Source organism: Lacrimispora xylanisolvens (assembly GCF_002934545.1).
Classification (GTDB): domain Bacteria; phylum Bacillota; class Clostridia; order Lachnospirales; family Lachnospiraceae; genus Lacrimispora; species Lacrimispora xylanisolvens.
Window position 1 is genome coordinate 61,756 of record NZ_PTJA01000009.1, and the last position, 21,235, is coordinate 82,990.

17 protein-coding genes are annotated in these 21,235 nt (G+C 41.7%); 1 reads left to right on the top strand and 16 read right to left on the bottom strand.

The annotated features are described in order from the left end of the window. Positions 1-43: 43 nt before the first annotated feature. Positions 44-1,495, bottom strand: coding sequence for a DEAD/DEAH box helicase (locus BXY41_RS16675; protein ID WP_104438000.1), 1,452 nt, complete (start codon positions 1,493-1,495; stop codon positions 44-46). A gap of 180 nt (positions 1,496-1,675) precedes the next feature. On the opposite strand from BXY41_RS16675, the gene BXY41_RS16680 reads away from it, so the two are divergent. After that, entirely contained in the window at positions 1,676-2,596 is a 921-nt protein-coding gene (locus tag BXY41_RS16680; protein WP_104438001.1) for a hypothetical protein, read from the top strand. Between the two features lie 64 nt (positions 2,597-2,660). Here the strand turns inward: BXY41_RS16680 and BXY41_RS16685 are convergent, their stop codons facing one another. From BXY41_RS16685 to BXY41_RS16755, 15 genes are all read right to left on the bottom strand, one after another. Next, complete coding sequence (locus BXY41_RS16685) at positions 2,661-4,397, bottom strand: RICIN domain-containing protein (RefSeq protein ID WP_185140368.1); 1,737 nt, start codon at positions 4,395-4,397, stop codon at positions 2,661-2,663. 84 nt (positions 4,398-4,481) lie between these two features. Continuing rightward, positions 4,482-5,582 carry a GGDEF domain-containing protein gene (locus BXY41_RS16690; protein WP_104438002.1) on the bottom strand — a complete coding sequence of 367 codons (1,101 nt, stop codon included), beginning with the start codon at positions 5,580-5,582 and terminating at the stop codon, positions 4,482-4,484. 174 nt (positions 5,583-5,756) lie between these two features. Then, entirely contained in the window at positions 5,757-6,683 is a 927-nt protein-coding gene (locus BXY41_RS16695) for a catechol 2,3-dioxygenase (protein WP_104438003.1), read from the bottom strand. 75 nt (positions 6,684-6,758) lie between these two features. Continuing rightward, a complete protein-coding gene (gene dmpG / locus BXY41_RS16700) occupies positions 6,759-7,766 on the bottom strand; it encodes a 4-hydroxy-2-oxovalerate aldolase (protein WP_104438004.1) in 1,008 nt (335 codons plus the stop codon). Position 7,767: 1 nt separating this feature from the next. Continuing rightward, complete coding sequence (locus BXY41_RS16705; protein WP_104438005.1) at positions 7,768-8,649, bottom strand: acetaldehyde dehydrogenase (acetylating); 882 nt, start codon at positions 8,647-8,649, stop codon at positions 7,768-7,770. A 34-nt stretch (positions 8,650-8,683) separates the two neighbouring features. Beyond that, positions 8,684-9,460, bottom strand: coding sequence for a 2-keto-4-pentenoate hydratase (locus tag BXY41_RS16710; RefSeq protein WP_104438006.1), 777 nt, complete (start codon positions 9,458-9,460; stop codon positions 8,684-8,686). A gap of 16 nt (positions 9,461-9,476) precedes the next feature. Beyond that, on the bottom strand, positions 9,477-10,322 hold the full coding sequence (locus BXY41_RS16715; RefSeq protein WP_104438007.1) for an alpha/beta fold hydrolase: 846 nt from the start codon (positions 10,320-10,322) through the stop codon (positions 9,477-9,479). A 23-nt stretch (positions 10,323-10,345) separates the two neighbouring features. Continuing rightward, on the bottom strand, positions 10,346-11,146 hold the full coding sequence (locus BXY41_RS16720) for an IclR family transcriptional regulator (RefSeq protein WP_104438008.1): 801 nt from the start codon (positions 11,144-11,146) through the stop codon (positions 10,346-10,348). A 215-nt stretch (positions 11,147-11,361) separates the two neighbouring features. Next, positions 11,362-12,435: a sporulation integral membrane protein YtvI gene (ytvI, locus tag BXY41_RS16725; RefSeq protein ID WP_104438009.1), complete on the bottom strand. Its 1,074-nt coding sequence runs from the start codon at positions 12,433-12,435 to the stop codon at positions 11,362-11,364. Between the two features lie 25 nt (positions 12,436-12,460). After that, positions 12,461-13,729, bottom strand: coding sequence for a hypothetical protein (locus BXY41_RS16730; protein ID WP_104438010.1), 1,269 nt, complete (start codon positions 13,727-13,729; stop codon positions 12,461-12,463). A 99-nt stretch (positions 13,730-13,828) separates the two neighbouring features. Further along, a complete protein-coding gene (argS, locus tag BXY41_RS16735; RefSeq protein ID WP_104438011.1) occupies positions 13,829-15,526 on the bottom strand; it encodes an arginine--tRNA ligase in 1,698 nt (565 codons plus the stop codon). Between the two features lie 286 nt (positions 15,527-15,812). Next, positions 15,813-18,359, bottom strand: a complete 2,547-nt coding sequence (locus BXY41_RS16740; RefSeq protein WP_170072427.1) for a winged helix-turn-helix domain-containing protein — start codon at positions 18,357-18,359, stop codon at positions 15,813-15,815. A 158-nt stretch (positions 18,360-18,517) separates the two neighbouring features. Next, positions 18,518-19,498, bottom strand: a complete 981-nt coding sequence (locus tag BXY41_RS16745) for an ABC transporter permease (protein WP_170072429.1) — start codon at positions 19,496-19,498, stop codon at positions 18,518-18,520. Then, entirely contained in the window at positions 19,495-20,235 is a 741-nt protein-coding gene (locus BXY41_RS16750; protein ID WP_104438014.1) for an ABC transporter permease, read from the bottom strand. The genes BXY41_RS16745 and BXY41_RS16750 overlap by 4 nt, the downstream gene beginning before the upstream one ends. A gap of 15 nt (positions 20,236-20,250) precedes the next feature. Beyond that, the gene (locus tag BXY41_RS16755) at positions 20,251-21,189 is read right to left on the bottom strand and encodes an ABC transporter ATP-binding protein (protein WP_104438015.1); all 939 of its coding nucleotides are present in this window, start codon (positions 21,187-21,189) and stop codon (positions 20,251-20,253) included. Positions 21,190-21,235 lie beyond the last annotated feature (46 nt).

The window sequence follows — 21,235 nt, forward strand, 5'->3', positions numbered from 1 at the left end:
TTTTGTGTTTGATTTTATATTTTAGTTTTACTATAACACGCTGCTAATATTTATCCAATGCTTTTGTTACCTTTAATTGTTTCCCATTGATCGGGGTGTGGCTCATGGTTTCCAGCACCATGGGGCCTTTTCCGTTTAATATCTCCACATAGGTAAGGGTATCCTGAATTGTTATGATTCCGATATCTTCGGCCGACATATTTTCTAAATTGGACAGTACTCCTACGAAGTTGGTTGCCCTTAATTTCTTTTTCTTACCACCATTAAATCTTAGTTTCATAATGCCATTGTTTAACTGATCGCTTTTTAACTGTTTTATCTCTGGAGCTGCTTTTAATTTTTTATCAAAATTATGCCTTGCCTGGGATACCTCTTCTTTTTCATATCCTGCCCGCTCCCGGATGGGAAATCCGATGAATTCTTCAATCTGCCGTACGAAACGCGCCTGTGAGGAAGTCGCCAGTGAAACCGCATTTCCTTTCCGCCCGGCCCGGCCGGTCCTTCCTGTCCGGTGGACATAGGTTTCCGCTTCCAAAGGAATATCATAGTTAATTACAAGGGAGATGTCATCCACATCAATCCCCCTGGCTGCAACATCCGTAGCCACCAGATACCGGTACTGCCCTCTTTTAAACCGCTTTATTGCAGAGATCCGGTCTGCCTGTTCCATGCCGCCGTGAAGCTTCTGGGGGCGGTAATCCATCTGTTTTAGCCGTTCCCATACAAGATCTACCCGGTCTTTCGTGCTGCAAAAGATGATACAGCTGTCTGGATTTTCCATAATTGTAATATCTGTAAGCAGTTCAAACTTTTCTTCCTCAGTCGTCAGAAAAAGAGAATGATCGATATCTGCTGCCCCGTTACTATCCTCATGTATATCGATCTGAACCGGCGCCTTGTGCTCACTTAGTGATAACTCTTTTATCTTCTGAGGCATTGTGGCTGAAAACAGCATGGTCACTCTGTCTTTAGGCAGTTCATTTATAATTTCTTCCACCTGATCGATGAATCCCATATCTAACATCCGGTCAGCCTCATCGATGACCAGACAACTGATCTGACTTAATGGCAGAGTCCCTTTTCTGATGTGATCCATCACCCGGCCGGGAGTTCCCACTGCCACGTGGGTCTTCTGCTTTAGTTCTGTCTTTTCAATGGAAATCGGGTGACCGCCATAGATTGCTGCTGCCTTTATTCGTTTAAATCTGCCAATGTTGGTGAAATCCTCCTTCACCTGAACCGCCAGCTCCCTGGTAGGTGTAAGAATCAGTGCCTGGGGTTTATTTTCCAGCCAGTCAATCATCTCGCAGATAGGAATTGCATAGGCAGCGGTTTTCCCGCTGCCTGTCTTTGCTTTCACAATAAGGTCTTTTTTCTCTAATGCCTGTGGAATCACACGTTCCTGAACTTCTGTGGGTATTTTATAATCCAAAACGCATAGTGCCTTTTGAATATCGTCGCTCAAAGAAAAACTGCTGAAATTGTTATGAATCATTATTGTTCCTCTCATTTCATTCATACGGTACAGTCACATAGTTTTAGAACCGCATGTTACATTCTATCATTTCATAGGGAAACTAACAACTGTAACTTAAGCCTTTATAAATAATCTGTATTTACAGCCCTTTATATGGTACAATTCCTATAGAATAAAAATGAAAGCAGGAATCTAAATTTGAAATCAAATAAAAAGATGTTTATTATTGTACCTTTATTGGTTTTATGTCTTATTTGCGCCAGTTACGTCGTAACAACAAAATTTATAACTTCCAATAATAATTCTGCACCTGCAGAAGAATCTGTCAGCACAACAACGAAACAAGAAGAGGTTTCTACTGCTCCTGAATCCACTACTGGAACACCTGTAAATTCTACCCAAGAAACTGGCGATGCAGAAACCACTGGCGATGCGTCAAAGATTCAAGATATCATTAGTGACCAGACTACAAGCGTATTTGACGGAGCGGTTGGCGAACAGAACATTGGGATGGCAATCTATAGAAGCGGCAGTGAATTAACAGCTTCTTTGTTTACAGCGAATGAAGAAGATCCTGAAACCAAATTACTTGGTACACTGAATAAGGATACTTCCTCTTTTGTATTGACCAGCGAGGATGGCAGTATCACGTTTGAAGGGACTTTAAGCCCAGATACGTCAAACGGCGACCGATTGACAGGAACATTTAAAAATACTAAGGATCAATCAGAAACTGAATTCCATTTAACCCTGTCTCATTCAGTTGGAAGCCCCCTGGAGGGACGTTATCCCCTGGTTAATGCAGATGCAGCAGACGTAGAAAATTTTGCAAGACAAATAAAGTTAAACATTGTAGAAGATAAAAAACATGAGTTTGCAGATCTCATTAATTATCCAATCAATGTAACCATAAATAATAAGAAGATAAGCATCAATTCTTCTGAGGAATTTATTCAACACTATAACGATATTGTTACATCGGATTTTAAAAACAAGTTATCAGACAGCTATACGAAATATCTTTTTAGCAATAGTATGGGAGTAATGCTAGGGGATGGTGAAATATGGTTTGATAAGTTTCATGATCAGGGATTTAGAATTTATGCCATCAATAATTAAATAGGAACGCCATAAGAAAGCACCCTGCCATCATCCGGAACAGGGTGCTTATTAAATTTGTCTCTTATGGAGCTGTAATCTGCCACTGCTGATTATACCCGTTGTTGCTGCTCCACTGAATTACATTTCCGCCATCATCTACAGAGCCCTTCTCCACATCCAGAAGCTTTCCGCTGTTAATATTCACAACATTGTAATAGCCATTTCCCAGATCGATTAAATTCCATCTCTGGTTATTCTGCCCGTTGTCCGTCCACTGAATGACGTCTGCCCCGTCTGTAGTAGAACTCTTATAAACGTCCAGTACCTTACCGCTCTTTGCATTACTCAGCTTATATCCATTTCCTGTATTGGTTATAATCCATTTCTGATTACTCTGACCGCTATAGCCCCACTGGATCACATCTGCTCCGTCTGCGGTAGAACCGTTAGTCACGTCCAGGGCTTTCCCGCTGCCCCTGTTGACCAGTTTATAAGTCCCACCAGAAACAATTCCAGTATTGGTTCCGGTACCGGGAGTAATATAGATCCGATAACCAGAGCTGTTATTACAGCCAGATACAGTAACAGAAATCTGCCCGTTTACTACCGGATAATTGGTTGCAGACAGAACCACAGTTCCTCTGGATACAGTATCTTTGCTCACCCAGTCAATTTTCTCTACTTTCACAGTTGCAGAAGAGCCGATAAAGGAAGGAATGTTTTTAAAGGTCGTATTAACAGTTCCGTCATTAGGACCTCCAAAAATAAAGCTTACGTATTTACCATTAGAATCAACGCAGGCTGCTCCATCCACCAGATCGCTTTCATCATTTGGGGGTGTAACAGAAACCATGTTTCCGGTCATATCCCCGTACCATTTATAAAAGTACCAGCCTGCACCTTTTTCCGTATTGGTTGCAAGAAGACTGCCAAGCCTTCCGGGAGTTGGTACAAACCACCAGGTAATACAGGCACTTTCAATCTTATGACGCTCGAATTTTGCGATAAAACGGGCAGAAGAACCTGGCTGACCTTCCAGATTATGATCCGGATCGCAGTATTCATTGATGCTGATTGGCAGTGGTGCAATACCAAGGGAAGTCTCTAATGCCCGGTATGTTCTGATATTGGGTGCAATTGTCTTCGGTCCGCCAGACAGTTCGTGCCAGCTCATAATATCCGGAACGCAATTATTTGCTTTACAGTAGGTCAGGAACTCTTTCATGCGGGTATTGTTGTAATAGCTCTCGCAGGGACCTATAATTTTGGCACCTGGATCATTGGAACGGATTACATCATAGGTCTGCTTCCACATGTCGTTAAAGCTGCCGTTGGACGTATTCCAGGTTCCTCCCGGCTCATTCCAGATCTCATAACCATAATAATTATTGCGGCCAGATGCTTTCTTATCCTTAATAAATGATTTCACCTGATCAAGCCAGCTGGTCATTCCAGGCCACCGGTAAGGCCAGCCTGGCAGCATATCTGCCAGATCGATGGAAACTTTGGCACTGGGCACAGATGAAAGCTTCTGGGAAACCAGAATTGCATCTCCGAAGGGATGCTGGTTTCCGTTTCCGCCCCTGGCGGGATTTCGTAAAACATAGGGATTTAATGGTGCTACAAGACCATTTACATCTGCCGGGATACTCTCCGTCATCCCATACAGAGAGCCATTGGCACAATGAGTTACTTCCCTGAGTACATTGGCACAGTCTACTGTCATTGAATTTGCTGCCAGTGCCGGTATTTCCGGTATCATGGATAATACCAGCATAACACTGAGTACAAAAGCCAACACTCTTTTCATTTTCAACATAAATACTCCTCCTTCATTTTCTATTTGAATGCATTCGCTCTATAGAAAGTGAAATAAGTTGAAAATGTAAACTAAAATTATTTTTTACATACCATCTCCAAAAATAACTGTTTTGTTCTTACCGGTAGACTTGGCCTGATACATTGCCTGGTCAGCAATATGAAATAAATCTCTGGGTTTGCATTCGCTCTGAGATGTCTCTGCAATTCCACAGCTGAATGTAATGCTTCCATTTTCAAAAAACTCAAACTGATGGGTTTCAAATATACGCTGTATATCTTCCACTAAGAGTTTGGCCTCTTTCGATGATTTGTTCGGAAAAATAATAGAAAATTCCTCTCGGCCATAGCGGCATACCTGCCCCATGGCCGAGCAGTGAGCCCGAAGAAGCTGGGATAAATAAATCAGTACTATGTTTCCATTGTCATGACCCCATGTGTCATTGACTCTTTTGAAATTATCAATATCAATCACTGCCACTGCCAGCGGAAATTGTTCTTTTTCGATTGCCATAGATAACAGATTGAAAAAAGTACTCATGTTATATAAATTTGTCAACGGATCATATTTTAACTGTTCCTCAAGCTGAGACTGTTTGATAAAGCTTTCTTTTATCAGCATGTTTTTTTCATATTCCAGCCGGAAGAGATATCTTGCTATAAAATAAGAGCTTATGAGCAGATCCAGGGTGATAAATAAATCAACATAGAGCAGTTTATCATCTGCTCTGCCGTCGATGGAGCCGAAATAAGTACTGATGCATATGAGGAAAAAAGATATGACCGTAATATTTCTTGTCATTTTTTTATCTGAAAACATGATGGTTATGTAAACAGGGAAGCATAGACTGCAGGAAAGAACTGCGTAAACATTATGCGCACTGGACATAACAAAACAAATTCCAGTAAGCGTCAAAACAGAAATATAGTTTTTAGACTGTTCCGAAATATGATCGGATTCTACTTTAAATTTACCAAACATACATATGGCAAAGTTCAGGGAAGAGGGCAATACAATATACAGCAGCAGGTATGGTACAGAATCCAGTTTTATCATTCCTGGATATTTTACCATAAGTAGATACGACATTACGATTTCAATTACCAGATTTACAAAAGTAATAAAAAACGCGATCTGAATAAATGACTTTCTCCATTTTTCATACAATGTGCCAAATTTGTCCATAAGTATTCCCCTCAGATGTTTTGCTTATTATTGTATGTCGGCAGCGGAAATGTTTCAACAAAAATTTCGTAAATAATACAATTTTCGTAAAATATTTTCGTAGCAGTTCATTCCAATGAAAAAAACCAGGAGAGTCGGAAAAAGCACCGGACTCTCCTGGTTTTAAAGCCACCTTTATGTAATAATCTGTAAGAAGCTTGGTATCATTTCTCCCTCATAATAGAATAATCCCCGTCCCAGCTGTTCAGAATCCCAGACTCTCTGTGGGTTATCCGGATAAGCGGTATATCCGCCTGCATAAACTTCAATCCGGTTTCCTGACGGTTCCCAGAAATAAATTGTCTGCCCCCGTGTAATCGCATGCCGGGTAGGTCCGATGTCCTGCTTCAGATGATTGATTGCCATTATATCTGCCGCATGACCAACATCGTTCCAGTCCTGAAGCAGAAATCCCACATGATGCATCTTTCCTGGTTTATCGTATTCCACAAAAGCCAGATCATGGGGCTTGTTGGAGCTGGTCACCCAGGCTGCAAGCCTTTTTCCGTCAGGAGTATTGCAAACCTCAGGCACGAACATTCCAAGCACTTCCTTGCAGAAACGTTCCGCTTCTGCAATATTAGGACCGTAAAGGAGGAAATGATCCAGTCTCTGAGCCCGCATTCCCCTGGGTTCTTCTGTCCAGATATTGGGATTGCGTGTTTCTGGTATCTGGGGAGCAAGTTCCACATCTGCATAGATTTCCAGGCGGTGTCCGGTGCTGATGGTAAAACCGATTCGTTTTCCAAACCCTGGCTGGTTGGTATTGGCCGGAACCACATCTGTCTGATAGCCAAATGCTTCCACTGCTTCTGCCATTTTTTCCAGAGTTTCCTCAGAATCCACCTTAAATGCGGCATAATCAAAGCCTGGTTCCTCTGCCAGTCTCAGCGTGACAGAGTGGTGGTCAAATTCGTCGTATGCCTTCAGACATACACGCCCGTCTTCGGTACGGCATACCTCATTGAGTCCAAGAATATTTTTGTAGAAATTTAGCGTCTGGTCTAAATCCAATACCCGAAGTTGTATTAAACCTGGTCTTAACGTTTTGTTCAGTGCCATTTTCATACCTTCCTTTCATACATGATCTGTTGTTTGCTACACGTTCCCCAACCCGTCTGTGCAGGCATTTTATTTTCAGCCTGCCTGTTGTTTCAGCTGATAGGCCACACTTAGGATCATATCCTCCTGTCCTCCTACCATTCTTCTTTTCCCCAGTTCAATCATAATATCTCTTGGATCTAAATCGTACTTTTTAGCTGCATCATAGACATGAAGCAGAAAGCTGGAATAGACTCCTGCATAGCCCAGCATAAGAGATCCGTTATCCACTGTCTGAGGGCGCTGCATTAATGGTTCCACACTGCGTTCTGCCAGATCCATTAACCCGTAAAAATCCAACCCAGTATCAATTCCCTTGCGCTTTAGCACCCCTGCCAGCACTTCAATCTGAGTATTTCCGGCTCCTGCCCCCAATCCCCGGAGAGTGGCGTCAATATAGCTGGCTCCAGCTTCCACAGCTGCCAGGGAATTGGCTATTGCCAGATTTAAATTATTATGGGCGTGAAAGCCTACCGGAATACTGACAGCCTCTTTTACTGCCCTTACACGGGCTGCCACATCTTCTGGAAGAAGAAATCCTGCTGAATCCGCCAGATTAATATAATCCGCCCCATAGCTTTCCATTTTTTTGGCTTCCTCCGCTATGATCTCCGGTTCTGCCATGTGGGTCATCATCAGAAATCCCACAGTCATCATTCCAAGCCGCCTGGCCGCTTCAATATGCTGGGCACTTACATCTGCCTCAGTCACATGGGTGGCCACCCTGACAGCCTTTGCCCCACAGTCATGAGCTTTTTTTAAATCCTCGATGGTTCCGATTCCCGGAAGCAGCAGTACGGTCAGCTTTCCGTTTTTTATCTGTTCTGCTGCTGCTTTTAAAAGAAGAAATTCATCTCTTTTTGAAAAACCATAGGTATAACTGGAGCCGCCTAACCCATCTCCATGGGATAATTCGATCAGGGGAACATGGCAGCGGTCAAGTCCGGCAGCAATTGCAGACACCTGTTCTTCTGTAAAGCTGTGCCTGACAGCATGGCTTCCATCTCTTAGGGTGGTATCTACAATCTGTATCAGCTGTTCCATGTCAACCGCCTCCTTTCATCAGCATATCTCCCGCGATTTTCTCCGCAGCTGCTATGGCAGCCGCATTGATGATATCTAAGTTTCCTGAGTACTTGGGAAGAAAATCTCCCTGTCCTTCAATCTGCACAACTACTGTTACTTTGTCTCCCTGCTGAATTGGAGGAACCAGAAGCTGGTATCCCGGTACATATTGCTTCATTTTCTCCACCATATCATAAATGGACTGCCGGATTTTATCCATTGTGACACTGGTATCCTTCACTCTCATCATAATGGTATCTGTCATCATGATGGGTGGAACAGCTGGATTGAGAACGATAATTGCCTTACCCTCATCGGCTCCTCCCACTGTCTCAATGGCCTTTTTGGTTGTCTCTGTAAACTCATCCATATTGGCTCTTGTGCCGGGACCTGCACTTTTTGATGAGATGGCTGCAATAATTTCTGCATAGGCCACCCCTGCAGTACTCGCTACTGCATGAACGATAGGAATTGTCGCCTGCCCCCCGCAGGTAACCATATTAATGTTCGTCTCATGCTTTAACTGTTCCAGATTTACACTGGGCACACAGTAGGGACCAACTGCTGCTGGTGTCAGATCGATGGCAATTTTACCTGCTTCTTTTAATAAGATGCTGTTTGTATTGGCATGGGCAGCAGCACTGGTGGCATCAAATACAATTTTAATTTCTTTTTGCCGGACTACACAGGTTACGCCTTCTGTCGTAACCGGTATTCCAAGGGAACGTGCTCTTTTGATCCCTTCCGATTCCACAATTCCAGCCATCATCGCCATCTCTAAATTCCTGCTGCGAAATATTTTATACATGAGATCACTGCCGATATTTCCCGGCCCGATCACCGCAACTTTAATCTTATCCAAGGCCTTCCTCCTTTCTTAGCAGCATGTTATCAATTCAGATAAAGCTGGCTTTCACCGATCCAAGGGTTGAAAAATGGGCTTCAAAAACATCTCCCCGTTCTGCTTTTGGAGCTGCGCTGAAGGCTCCGGATAAAATCACCTCTCCTTTTTTTAAGACAACACCATAATTCCAAAGGCAATTGGCAAGCCATGCCACGGAATAAATGGGATTGCCAAGAACTGCTGCTCCGGTTCCCTTTCCAACAAGTTCTTCTCCGTTTTTATACAGTTCCATTTTAACGGCTGATAAATCAACCTGATTTAAAAAAACCTTTTTCTTACCAAGAACGTAGCAGCCAGAAGAGGCATTATCTGCAATGGTATCAGGCAGTTTGATTTTCCAGTCTGCAACACGGCTGTCCACGATCTCAAAGGCACATACCACATAATCCGTAGCCCGAAGAACATCTTCCGGCGTGACTTTTCCGCCTTGTAAATCTTCCTTTAATATAAATGCTACCTCTGCTTCTATTTTAGGCTGCAGCAGCCGGTCAAAGGGCACTTCCAGCGAATACTCCATACTTTTAAATAAATGCCCGTAATCCGGTTCATTCACACCCAGCTGCTTTTGAATTCCCTCAGAAGTTAATCCTATTTTTTTACCGGATACAACCTGACCAAGGCTTAATTGACGCTTCACATTCTCAAGCTGGATGGCATATGCATCGGGAACACTTAAAGAGGGGTCTGTCTGTGTAAGAGGCAGAATAGGGATCCCATTCACCTGAGCCTTAAACAGGTCATCAGCAAATTTTATTATTTTTTCTTCCATATCCTTCCACCTCTCTTCACTGTCTGGCATAAAGAGGATCAATCGTCAGGAAATTATGTACCAGAGCAGCAAATTCCTCTGTCCGCTCAATCTGAGTCCAGTGACCGCATTTGCCAAACACATGAAGCTGGCTGTTCTCCAGACACTGGGCCAGCTTCATGGAAGTTTCAAGCGGAATGACCCGGTCTTCTCTTCCATGGACAATTAAAGTCTGGTGGCGCACCTCCCTTAAGTAAATTTCATATTTTGCCATTGCTTCCACACCCTTTTGTCTGGGCTCAGGAAACATGGAGGAAAAACTCTCCTGAAATCCTGGCTGGATACTTCCTTCGTACCTTGCTCCTGCCAGTTCTTTCGGCATCATTGCCTGATTATAGGCAAATATGCCAATCAGTTCCTGCATATTCTCCAGAGAAGGCTGGTATCCCCATACCCGGTCAAGACCGTAAGTAATAGGGAATGTAACTCCCATGCTCCCCATCAGCACCAGTTTGCGTACCCGCTTAGGATTGGTTATTGCAACAGCAAGAGCCAGTGCTCCTCCAAAGGAATTTCCCACTAAATCCGCCTGTTCAATTTCCAGCGCATCCAGAAAATCAATGGTCTGTTTCACCCATACATCCATACCGTAATGAATTCCCTCCGGCCGGTCAGTATAACCAAAGCCAACCATATCCGGCGCCAGTATCCGGTGATTGGGTGCAAGAAGGGGAAATACTTTGTTCCAGTTTGCCCACGCAGATACTCCTGGTCCGGAACCATGGAGCATAACAAGAGGAAACCCCTCTCCCACATCATGGTAATTTGTCTGAAACCCGCCGGTCATAATTGAATTTGCAATTTCAGGTCTTTTTTCCATCATTTTAATCCACTCTCCTTTTTGAATTAATTCTGTTGAGGTTTTCTGTAGCCCATTGCAGATGATATGGAATCCGCTGTTTCTTTTACCAGAACAATTACTCGTTCCATCCGTTCCCCATTCATCTGGCTGCATAAGCCGGATACACTGACTGCATATTTTACCTGTCCCCTGCTGTCAAAGATAGGTGCCGCCACACATCGCAGCCCCATCATAACTTCCTGATCATCCACTGCGTAGCCCTGGCTGCGGATCTGCTCCAATTCCTTTAAAAGAGCTGGCAGTGTGGTTATGGTTCGTTCTGTAAAGGAATGCATTCCATGCTGACGCATGATCTGTTTGACTTTACCTGCTGGTAAGTACGCCAGTATGGATTTACCCAGGCCGCTGCAATGCATGGGAAGACGTCTGCCGATTTCCGATACAATCCGTATCAGGTGATTGGAGTCAATTTTATCCAGATAAAGCACTTCACCCTGATCTTCTGTTGCAAGCTGTATCATATCACCCAGCTGATTATTAAGCTTTTGCATAAACGGCTTCGCAATGGAACGGATATCCCAGGAATGACCAATCTGATTCCCCAGTTCAAAGAAACGGATTCCCAGACGATAGCAGCCGGTCTCCTCTGACTGGTCCACATACCGGTAATCACGAAGAGTGGAAATCAATCCGTAAACCGTGCTTTTAGGCCAGTTTAACCGGGTCGCAATTTCTGTCAGCGTCATTTCGCTGTCTTCTTTCGCCAGTAATTCGATTAAGAGAAGTGCCCGCTCCACAGATTGAACATGTGACGATTTTTTTTCCGAAGGTTTGCTATTCTCCATCGTTCATCAATGCCTTTCCTCTCTTTTTTTGTTAATTATGTTTAAAATCATGTTGTTTTTCATGTTTTTATCATAACATTATGACAAATATAATTCAACTAAATTGTTCCCATATACCGAATAGTAATTCCCATATGCCGAACAAATTATATGGGATAACACGGACAAATAAAAAAAGCGCATGCTGCCATACGCTTTGAAAAGTTTCATGAAATTTATTTGTACAACTTGATTGTATTAGTATCATTTAAATGGCAGAGCAGGGAAAAAAATATGGGAAAGCTGATCATTCCTACAATACCAAAAAGCTGCGCTCCTACAAACATGCTTACCAGGTCTACAATTGGGTGCAAACCTATTTGACTTCCTACAATTTTAGGTTCCAGAATGTTACGGATCACTGTAATAAACAGATACACCAGGAGCAGCCCCAGGGCTAATGGACCATTTCCCTGAACAGCCTCGACCACCATCCATGGAAGCATAATCCCGCCGGTTCCAAGCACTGGAAGAATGTCAAAAACAGAGATCGCGAAAGCGATTAATATTGCATTTGACACACCGATGATGGCAAGCCCAACGGACAGCTCCACAAATGTAACAGCCATAATAAGGGCGTAGGATCGGATATATACAAACAGGATATCTACCACATATTCCTTTATTTGCAAAAGCAATCCGACTGCCTTATCCGATAACTGGCGATCTATAAATTCAACCATAAGATCGTAATCTCCTGCAATAAAGAAGGTTGAAATAATCATCAGCAGGATTTTGACAAATATTCCAGGCAGCAGGGAGGCGTATCCGGTAAGTGTCTCCACAATCCGGACAGATAAGCTGGTAACAAGTTCACCTACAGACTGAACAAACTGGGCGAACAAGCCATTAAGAGTTTTTACAAGAGCAGCATCCATACGGGAAACCGTATGCTCAATCCCTTTAAAAAGGTAACCAAGTGCAGGTTCCATCTGATTCGTATAGATGGACGGCAATGCCATAACCATATCTACGGTGACCGTCACCAGCTTTATTCCAACCAGGGCGATCAGTATACCCGCCGTGCTGTAAAATACCAGAACCAAAACCATGGCAATCAGCTTATAAGGAAGCTTTGTTTTCCCAGCGATCCATTTTGCCGGTATTTTTAAGATGTAAGCGATTAAAAATGCCGCTAAAAATGGAGAAACCAGCCCCAATGCATATCGGATGGTAATGGTCACTAACAAAATAATCAATCCACAGTAAATCAGGTTCACTATAAATCGTTTTTGTTTTTCATAGTCCATATGTTTCCTTTTCCCATTGCATTAATTAATTATAGTTACCATTCAATTTCAGAACAACCTTGTCAAGAAAAGAAGATATCATATCCCGATCAGCCTGGGAACCAAAAAGATTGACACTCAGCACAGGATTATTATCAAACGTAGATACCGCAAGCTGAAAATAGGGGCTGTATTTAATAGAGCCGGTCATATAAGCTTTTGTAATATTCAGTTCATCAAAGTAAAACTGTGATTTATCAATGATTCCAATATTTGTAAAGGCAATCAACGCATTATCAAAGCTTTTATTTACAATACTTTCTGCCAGCTTATAGGGCAATACATCATATACTTTTTCCATCACCAGCATACTTTTTATACAGGCGATACTGGATTTTTCTTTCTTCATACAATCTCTGACTTTTAAAAGAGTATCTACAAAAGAAGTTCCTATATCGGACCCGATGTCGCAGGTAAGATTGGTACAGAGATTACAAATACTTTCTGCTTTATGATCAGGTAAATATTTTCTTAAGTCAACCGTACTGGGTATTGCAAATACATAACCAAATGTTTCATATAGAGTGCGGATATATGCTGTAAGGATCATATCATTTATGGTAGCATCATGCTTCCTGGCATAATCTTTCAGGTTTAGAAAGACTTCTTCAGGGATGCTTCTGATTTCAATAAAGGGGTTGCTTAAATCTCCCTCCAGTTTTAACTTGGCGGGATCATGAGTGGACATGTCGTTCTTACTTAATAAAATTTTTATTTTGTCTTTCCATGAAAACCTCCCAGTGATCTGAGATAATCTTCTGCTTCCCAATGGAGATGGATGATAATCTGCATCTCCCCTGAGCTTATCGTAAATGCCGCTTAGCAGATACAGATAGTCTTTAAATCCTGCCCCATCACATAGCATATGGTTCATTATTATAATAAGGGTATCCGTTTTTGTATCCCGGATCACCCCCAGCTTTATCTGAGGACCTGTTGTTGTAATAATCTCTGAAACAAGGAACTGATTTACTGCCGTATCAACGTCTTCTGTTTCAATCAAAGTCAGCATTTCATTGGTAGTATTGCTGCAATACTCCCAATATGGTCGTCTTCCCCCCTCATTAAAACGGCATTTGAGCAAAGGGAACGCTTCTGCTGACAGATCAACCGATTTCTGCAGCCGGATCATATCTAATTTACCATCAAATGATGCAAGGAAATGTAAGGTATGATCATTTATCTTCTTAATCTGAAACAGATGCTGTAAGCTGTCCCACGCTTCCACTTTATACCGGACATGCGATTCCTTCATTGTCGTCACCTTATAATTTTCCTTCCATCGGACTTCCTATATTTGTATATGCTCTTTTTCCTGATTATACCACGTAATTTGAGTTCTGCTCCTATATTCTTACATTTCTTCAGGACATGCCATGCCAAGCAGACCACAGGCATCCAAAATGACCCTTTGAGCCAGATCTGTCAGAACAATCCTTGCCTGCTTTGTGCTCTCTTCCGCCTGTAAAATTGGGCATTCGTGATAAAACTTATTAAATGCTACAGCGACAGTTACTAAAAACCTTGCAATAACAGAAGGTTCATAGCGCTCAGCCGCCTTTTTTACGGCTTCCTCATAACCGGAAAGTGCTTTGATCAGTGCGTACCCCATGTCTTCCGTCAATGCATGAAAATCAATGTTTTCATAATCAGCTTCCTTACTATTCTTTCTCATTATGCTTCTGGCACGTGCATAGGTATACTGAACGTAAGGGCCAGTAGTTCCATCAAAGCTTAGTACAGCTTCCCAGGAAAAATCCACGTTTTTAATTCTCTGATTAAACAAATCATGAAAAATAACTGCGCCAATTCCTATTTTTTCAGCCGTCTGTTCTTTCTCTTTTAAATCCGGATTTTTATCCTGAATTGCTTGAAATGCACGTTCAATCGATTCATTTAGGATATCCTCTGCATAAATAATGTTACCGCTGCGGGTAGACAATTTCGCTCCTTCCAGGCTTACTAATCCGTAAGGAACGTGAATCAGAGTATCCGCCCAGTTGTATCCCATTACTTCAATTGCTTTAAATACCTGCTTAAAATGTAAGCTCTGCTCCATTCCTGTTACATAGATACAACGATCAAAGTGATATGTTTCTTTCCGATATAAAACAGCAGCTATATCCCTGGAATGATAGATGGAACTGCCATCGCTTTTGGTTATAAGACACGGAGGCATATCATATTCTGACAAATCAACAATATCTGCTCCCTGGCTCTTCTTTAACAGCCCTTTGCTTTTCAGTTCTTCTACTAAAGCAGGTACTTTATCCCGATAAAAGCTTTCGCCGGCATAAGAATCAAAGGTGATCCCCAGCAGATCATACACACGGGAATATTCCTTTAAACTAATCTCCTTAAACCAGTTCCATATCCCAATGGCTTCCTCATCGTTTTGCTCCATCTTTACGAACCAGTTTCTGGCCTGACTAAGCAATTCGGGGTCCTTTTCTGCCTCTGTATTAAATTTCACATAAATCCGCAGTAATTCCTCTATCCCCTTTTCTTTTACGGTTTCCTCATCACTCCACTTTTTATATGCTACAATCAGCTTTCCAAACTGAGTACCCCAATCGCCCAAATGATTGATGCGGACAACATGAAATCCCAGTTTTTTATAGATACGGTATAGGGAATTGCCAATGACAGTCGTACGTAAATGTCCCACATGGAAATTTTTTGCAATATTAGGGGAAGAATAATCCATACAGATGGTTTTACCTGTTCCGGTCTTTTTAAGCCCAAAATCAGGACTCTTGATTTTATTGATCCAGTACTCTACGTATTTGTCACGTTTCATAAAGATATTTAAATACCCATTCACCGCCTCTGATTTTTCAATCCCCAGTTCTTCCTGTACGTCCTCCAGAGAAGTGTTCAGTTCTTGTGCAATTCCGGCAGGATTCTTATGCAATACTTTTGCAAAAGAAAAACATGGAAGTGCGAAATCTCCCATATAGTCCTCCGGAGGAATTTCCATAACCGTTATCACTTCCTGTTCACTTACATTTACCAGTTTTTTTGCAATCCATTTACAAATTTCTTCCTTCATATCTGACCTCCATTTTTTCATTTTCTATAAAAGAATAAAAAAAGAACCGCAAAAGATCAGCGAATGCTGAAACAATTACGGTTCTGCTATAAACTATGAACCGCACAGAAACAAGACGTATCAATCCTGCAACCGTGCGAATGTACTGGCATCAGTTACAAGAGTTTACGTCTATCTCTGCGTCTTAAGCTGTTCATGTAAAATGGGTTCATAGTTTAATTCCTCTCAAAAATGTTGTTTTCATTCTACTTTAAAAAAACTGTTTTTGCAAGTACTAATATAGCGATTATAAAAGTCCGTCTTTCCTCGCCTTTTCTACAGCCATCATACGGGAGGAAACTCCAAGTTTTCCAAAGATACTGAGTACATGGGTCTTCACCGTGGCCTGGGATATACAGAGATTCTCTGCAATTTCCCGATTGGTAATACCAAGAGACAGCTGGCTTAATACTTCCTGTTCACGGGCTGACAGCATCTCTATACTGTTTTCCTTAACTGTCTGACCTCCGCAGATCATTATAATGTCACTTAAAAATAAGACTTCCTCCGGACTCATTAATTGTTTGCCAGATGATTTCTGATATAATTCCTTTAACAAAGGCAAAAGAGTGATTCGGTCAAGGTAAAATGGCATAAGTATCCGGTTTTTGTATGAATAATGAATTTCTTCAACCAGCAGATTGGTGATTTCCCGCTGGCTCCCCCCTCCTGGCATATGGGAAAGCATAACTATTTTAAGAATACCAGCTTCTGTCAGACGAAGCATATTATGATGCAGACGGGAAGCAGCCAGTATGTCCTCGGTTTCTTTCAAGGCCTCATCTGCCATCCCCCGCTGAAACAGGATTCGGGCACGAAGGAGTTTCATAAACGGCTGCTGCTTATATTTCGCTGCAATTTTAAGCTCATTCAAAAAGCGTTCTGACAGGCTCTCTGACAGCCTGTTAATACAGGCAAGCTCATAGAGCAGACGTCCCAGCGAGAGTACACTGTAATTGGGATACTCCGATAAAATCCCCTCTACATAAGAAACCGCTGTATCATTCTCACCGCTTAGAAACTTCATTTCGACCAGGTGATAGGCTAATGTCATGTCCGTAATATCTGCATGAATATGACGCTCAGTAAGCATCTGCCTGGTTTGTTCCAATACGTCCTTTGCCTGATCCAGTTCCATTCTGCGCATATAAACTCCTGCCAAACCAAAATAATAGTTGGTATCGATACCCATCAATCCGCTGACTGTTTTCAGTATTTCTTTCGATTTGGTGTAGCAGGAAAAGCAGTCATTTAGCCGTCCCATTTCTTCGTAAACCTGGCTCAGCTGATTATAAGCGAAAAAGCCAATAAACGAATTTAATCCGGAAGCAATCTTAATTCCTTTTAAGATACAGGCTTCCGCTTCCTCATAATTCATTCGATCTAACAAAGCCCCGGCATTTTCAATGAGCAGTACCGCTTTCATAACGGGTCCAAACGGAATTTGTTCCATTTGCTCATCCGTCAGTGCAGGACATTGAGGCAAAATCCCATCTTTGCTGGTAAAATAGATTTGAGCGAAGTCAACAAAACGAAATAAATCAGTGTCCTGATACAGTTCTTTGAATTTTTCGTAAATAACATGACATCGTTCTGTGTTTATATTGCCCAGATTATAAAGAAAGCACTGGGCGGCAAGATCTGCATCCTGAAATAAAAGCTCTATGGGAACCCGGTCAAGATAGTTCCAGGCTTCTATCCTGCCTTCCATTAATTTGGTGATACGCAAAACCTCATTATAATTACCGGCCTCACAATGTTCCTGTAAGGCTTCCTCATATTCACCTTTATTCTCAAATGCTTCTGCTGTTATTTTGTAACATTCTGATTTTTCCTCATCCGGAAGGCATAGAAACTGCTGTTTTAAATATTCTGATAAAATGTTGTGGTAGCGATAGATTCCGTTCTGCTCGTCCAGACAGATAATGAACAGATTTTTCTCCATAAATCGTTCCATCATCTGGTTAAAATCCTGTTTTGTTAAGCTATGAAACAGTTTTTGGCAGATCTCCCCATCAAAATAAGAAAGATATCCGGTTTTAATCAAAAAATCCTGCTCCGGTTCAGTCAGAGCATCGATAATCTCACGGGTGAGATACTGGGACGCAATCCCCCCTCCAGCACGCAGCAGCTGACCGGAATATTTACCCGCTGCTTTTGCTGCCGCCGCAAGCTGCAGGCCTCCGATCCATCCTTCCGCATAATCATTTAACTGATAGAGTTCCTCCTCACTGCCCTCCAACTTCATCGTATCCTTCAAAAAAGAGATTCCTTCTTCCGGGGTCAGCTGCATTTGTTTTCCATCAATAAACATCAAGCGGCCGGATACTGCCATCGGTCCCAAATATACAGGCGGGTCTTCCCGTGACAGCATGAAAAAATGAAAATTGGAAGGCATTGCTTCAATAAAAAACTCAAAGGTTCTGACAAGGGCTTCATCACGAATACATTGAACATCATCAAGTACCATGTAATATTCCTCATCTCCCCACAGCTGGTTAATCAGGGTGATCAGCAGATTCTCCATGTATTTGGTATCCGGATTTGTTCTTAACAGATTAAAAAGACTGCCCTCATCCTTCAAAAAAGGACTGACTGCTGCTGTAAAATAAAGCCAAAAGGAATACACATTGGTGTTGGAAGAATCCAGAGACAGCCAGCATACATTTTTCAGTTCCTTCTTCTGGATAAATGACGAGAGCAGCGTTGTTTTGCCGGTGCCGGCACCGCCGCTTAAAAATATAATACTCATTTCCCCACACTTTAAAAGCTGTTCAAATAACCCTTGACGCACAATATAATTTTTCCTGGGTGCCGGTATTTTTAATTTTGTTGTAAGAAGTAATATGTCTGAGGAGTGCTCCATTGTTCATTCACCTGTCATGTATTTGTCCCTATTTATTTCTATCATTGTAATCCAGTTCATTCGCTTTGACAAGAAATGTCTCATTTTTAAACCCTTTTTATATATTTCCTCTGTAAGCAGGCACAGGAAATTATAAATAAAACCATAGAAAAAGCAATTACATATACAATGCTAAAACTATGATGCCATGCCTCTCCCCGTTCTAAATATTCCACAAAATCCATCAGCTGCTTTTGAGGAAGTATTTTAATCACTGTATCCAACACAATGTTTCCTTTACTAAATAAATAAAAAGTTCCCGCAAGCATGGAAGATAAAACAATAATGGACCTGCCAAGCATGGATGCATTATCCGGTTTACTGATTAATGTATTTAATAGCAGGGCAAAAGAAATGCCAAAAAAGCCCATTACTAAAATCAGACCAGCATACTGTAAAAGGGTAAAGCCTATGTTAAATCCCCAGAATTTTAATAAAACAAGCAGCATATATTCGGGTAAAAACATGGACAGGCAGAAAATACAGTGAGCGGCCAGATAAGCGCTAAATGAAACCGGCGCTACTGTAATACGCCTCAATTGTCCCTGCTCTTTATCATCTGCAAAAGCAAACAGATTGGCAAAAACCTCCATCAAAAGAAACATCATCATAAATCCAATCATATTTGAACCAACTTCACGGGCATTTTTACGATCCTTAAGGGCGGCATCGGGATTACGAAGCATTGTATCAACCATATTTTTATAATCATCACTGCGGAGCGTTTCGATCTGATAATCACCATCTTTGCCAATTGTCACATAAGCATCATATTTCTTCTCTACCAAGGCAGAAACCGGCGGCTTTACTGCTGATACAACAATATCAAAATCTTTAGAATTGTAAGGTAATACCCCCGCAGATTTGTCCGTTACCAGAACAATATGGCCTCTCACTTGTTGTACATCTGTTAGATGAACGGCCAGAACCATGGAGGCAAGGGTGAATGCTGTTAATAAAATAAACATAGACAGGCGTGGAACTGTCCGCTCATAGATATTTTTAATAATTGCTAAAAAGGTTCTCATAAATAATCCTCCGTTCTGAAATAAAGCCCGCATCCCAATGTCAGCAGGACAGAAAGCACCAACGCAGTAGTAAATACCGGCCAGAAATATCTCAGACTGTCATCACAGGATAAGGTAAAGAAAGCTTCATTAAGCCATCTCACAGGCGATATTTTTGTAATCAGGGACATCAGGCTTCCCATTCCATCAAGAGAGAAAAACGTACCTCCCAAAAAACAAAGCAGGTTAATTACTGTACTTAACAAGGTACTGGTTGTTTCTTCACAATGGAACACACAGCAAAAAAAGATTCCAAAAGCAGATGCCGCTAATTCTACCGGAGCCATTAAGAGAATAAAAAATACTGGATTACCTCCAAGGCTTACATGGAGAAGCGGACACAAAATAAGCAGGAGCATTGTATGCAGGATATAATTAAAAAGAAAGGAGGCTACCAACTTAGAAAAATAAACAAAGAAGCTTCCAACAGGGGAATAAATAATACGAAGGTTAGCCCTTTTGATATCACGCTCCATAAAGCAGTTAGAGGCGGTCATAGCCCCATTTAACATTCCATAAACAATAAGAGAAACTGTATAATACTGATATGCGGTGTTACTGTCAGCATAATCCCCTCCGCATAAATAACCCAGAATCAATATTAATAAACCTGCAAATGCAGTATTATACCCTACCAAAACCGGGTTTTTAAATAAATTGACCAGATCCATTTTTAAAATTACCATAAAACGACGCATAAATATCTCCCTTTCTCAGTCACGCAGTTTGCGTCCTGTCAGCTTTAAGAAAACTGTCTCAAGACTTGCTGCTTCGCTTGTAATATTGCGTATTTTTTCACCATGATCACTTAACAGTGCGATGATACGGTCAAGATTTTCCACCCCTTTCAGAGACGTGATTTCAAAGGTATTACCATCTGTTTTTACAGTCTTCACACCTTCCACAGCAAAAAACTCATCATGCCCAATTGTCCCATTTTCCTCGACTTCTATGATATACCTTTTTTCGTTCTCAATATCCTCTTTCAGACTCTCTTTGGTCCCTTCTGCAAGAATTGTTCCATGATCCATTATGATAATACGGGACGAGATCACTTCCACTTCTTCCATGTAATGAGTCGTATAAATAACTGTCATTCCCTGATTCTGAAGCTTTTTAATGGAGGAAAGAATATGATTTCGGCTTTGGGGATCGATTCCAACTGTTGGCTCATCCATAATCACCAGTTCCGGGTGGTGGGCAATGGCACATGCAATATTAAGCCGCCGCTTCATTCCGCCCGAAAAGGTCTTAACTTTATCCTTTCTGCGGTCTTGTAATCCAGCAAAGATAAGTGCCTCCTCTACCGCATCATCCAGTCTGCTGCCGTAAAGTCCGTAAAGAGAAGCAAAAAACCTTAAATTGCTTTCAGCACTTAACTCTTCATAAAGGGCTATATCCTGAGGGACTATTCCAATCGACTGTTTGTAGCTGCGCAGTCTTTTGCTGATTTTATTACCTTTGAAGCAAATCTCCCCTTCGTCACTTCCTAGTACAGCGGTGAGAATATTAATGGTAGTACTTTTTCCTGCTCCGTTAGGTCCTAAAAAACACAGTACCTCTCCCCTGCGGATCTCAAAACTGATTCCCTTTAGAACAATATTTTCTTTAAAGCTCTTTTTTAAATTACTGACTGTCATTAGATTATCCATGGCAATTGTCTCCTTTTTGTTTACTACGGATATCATACGGTATTAC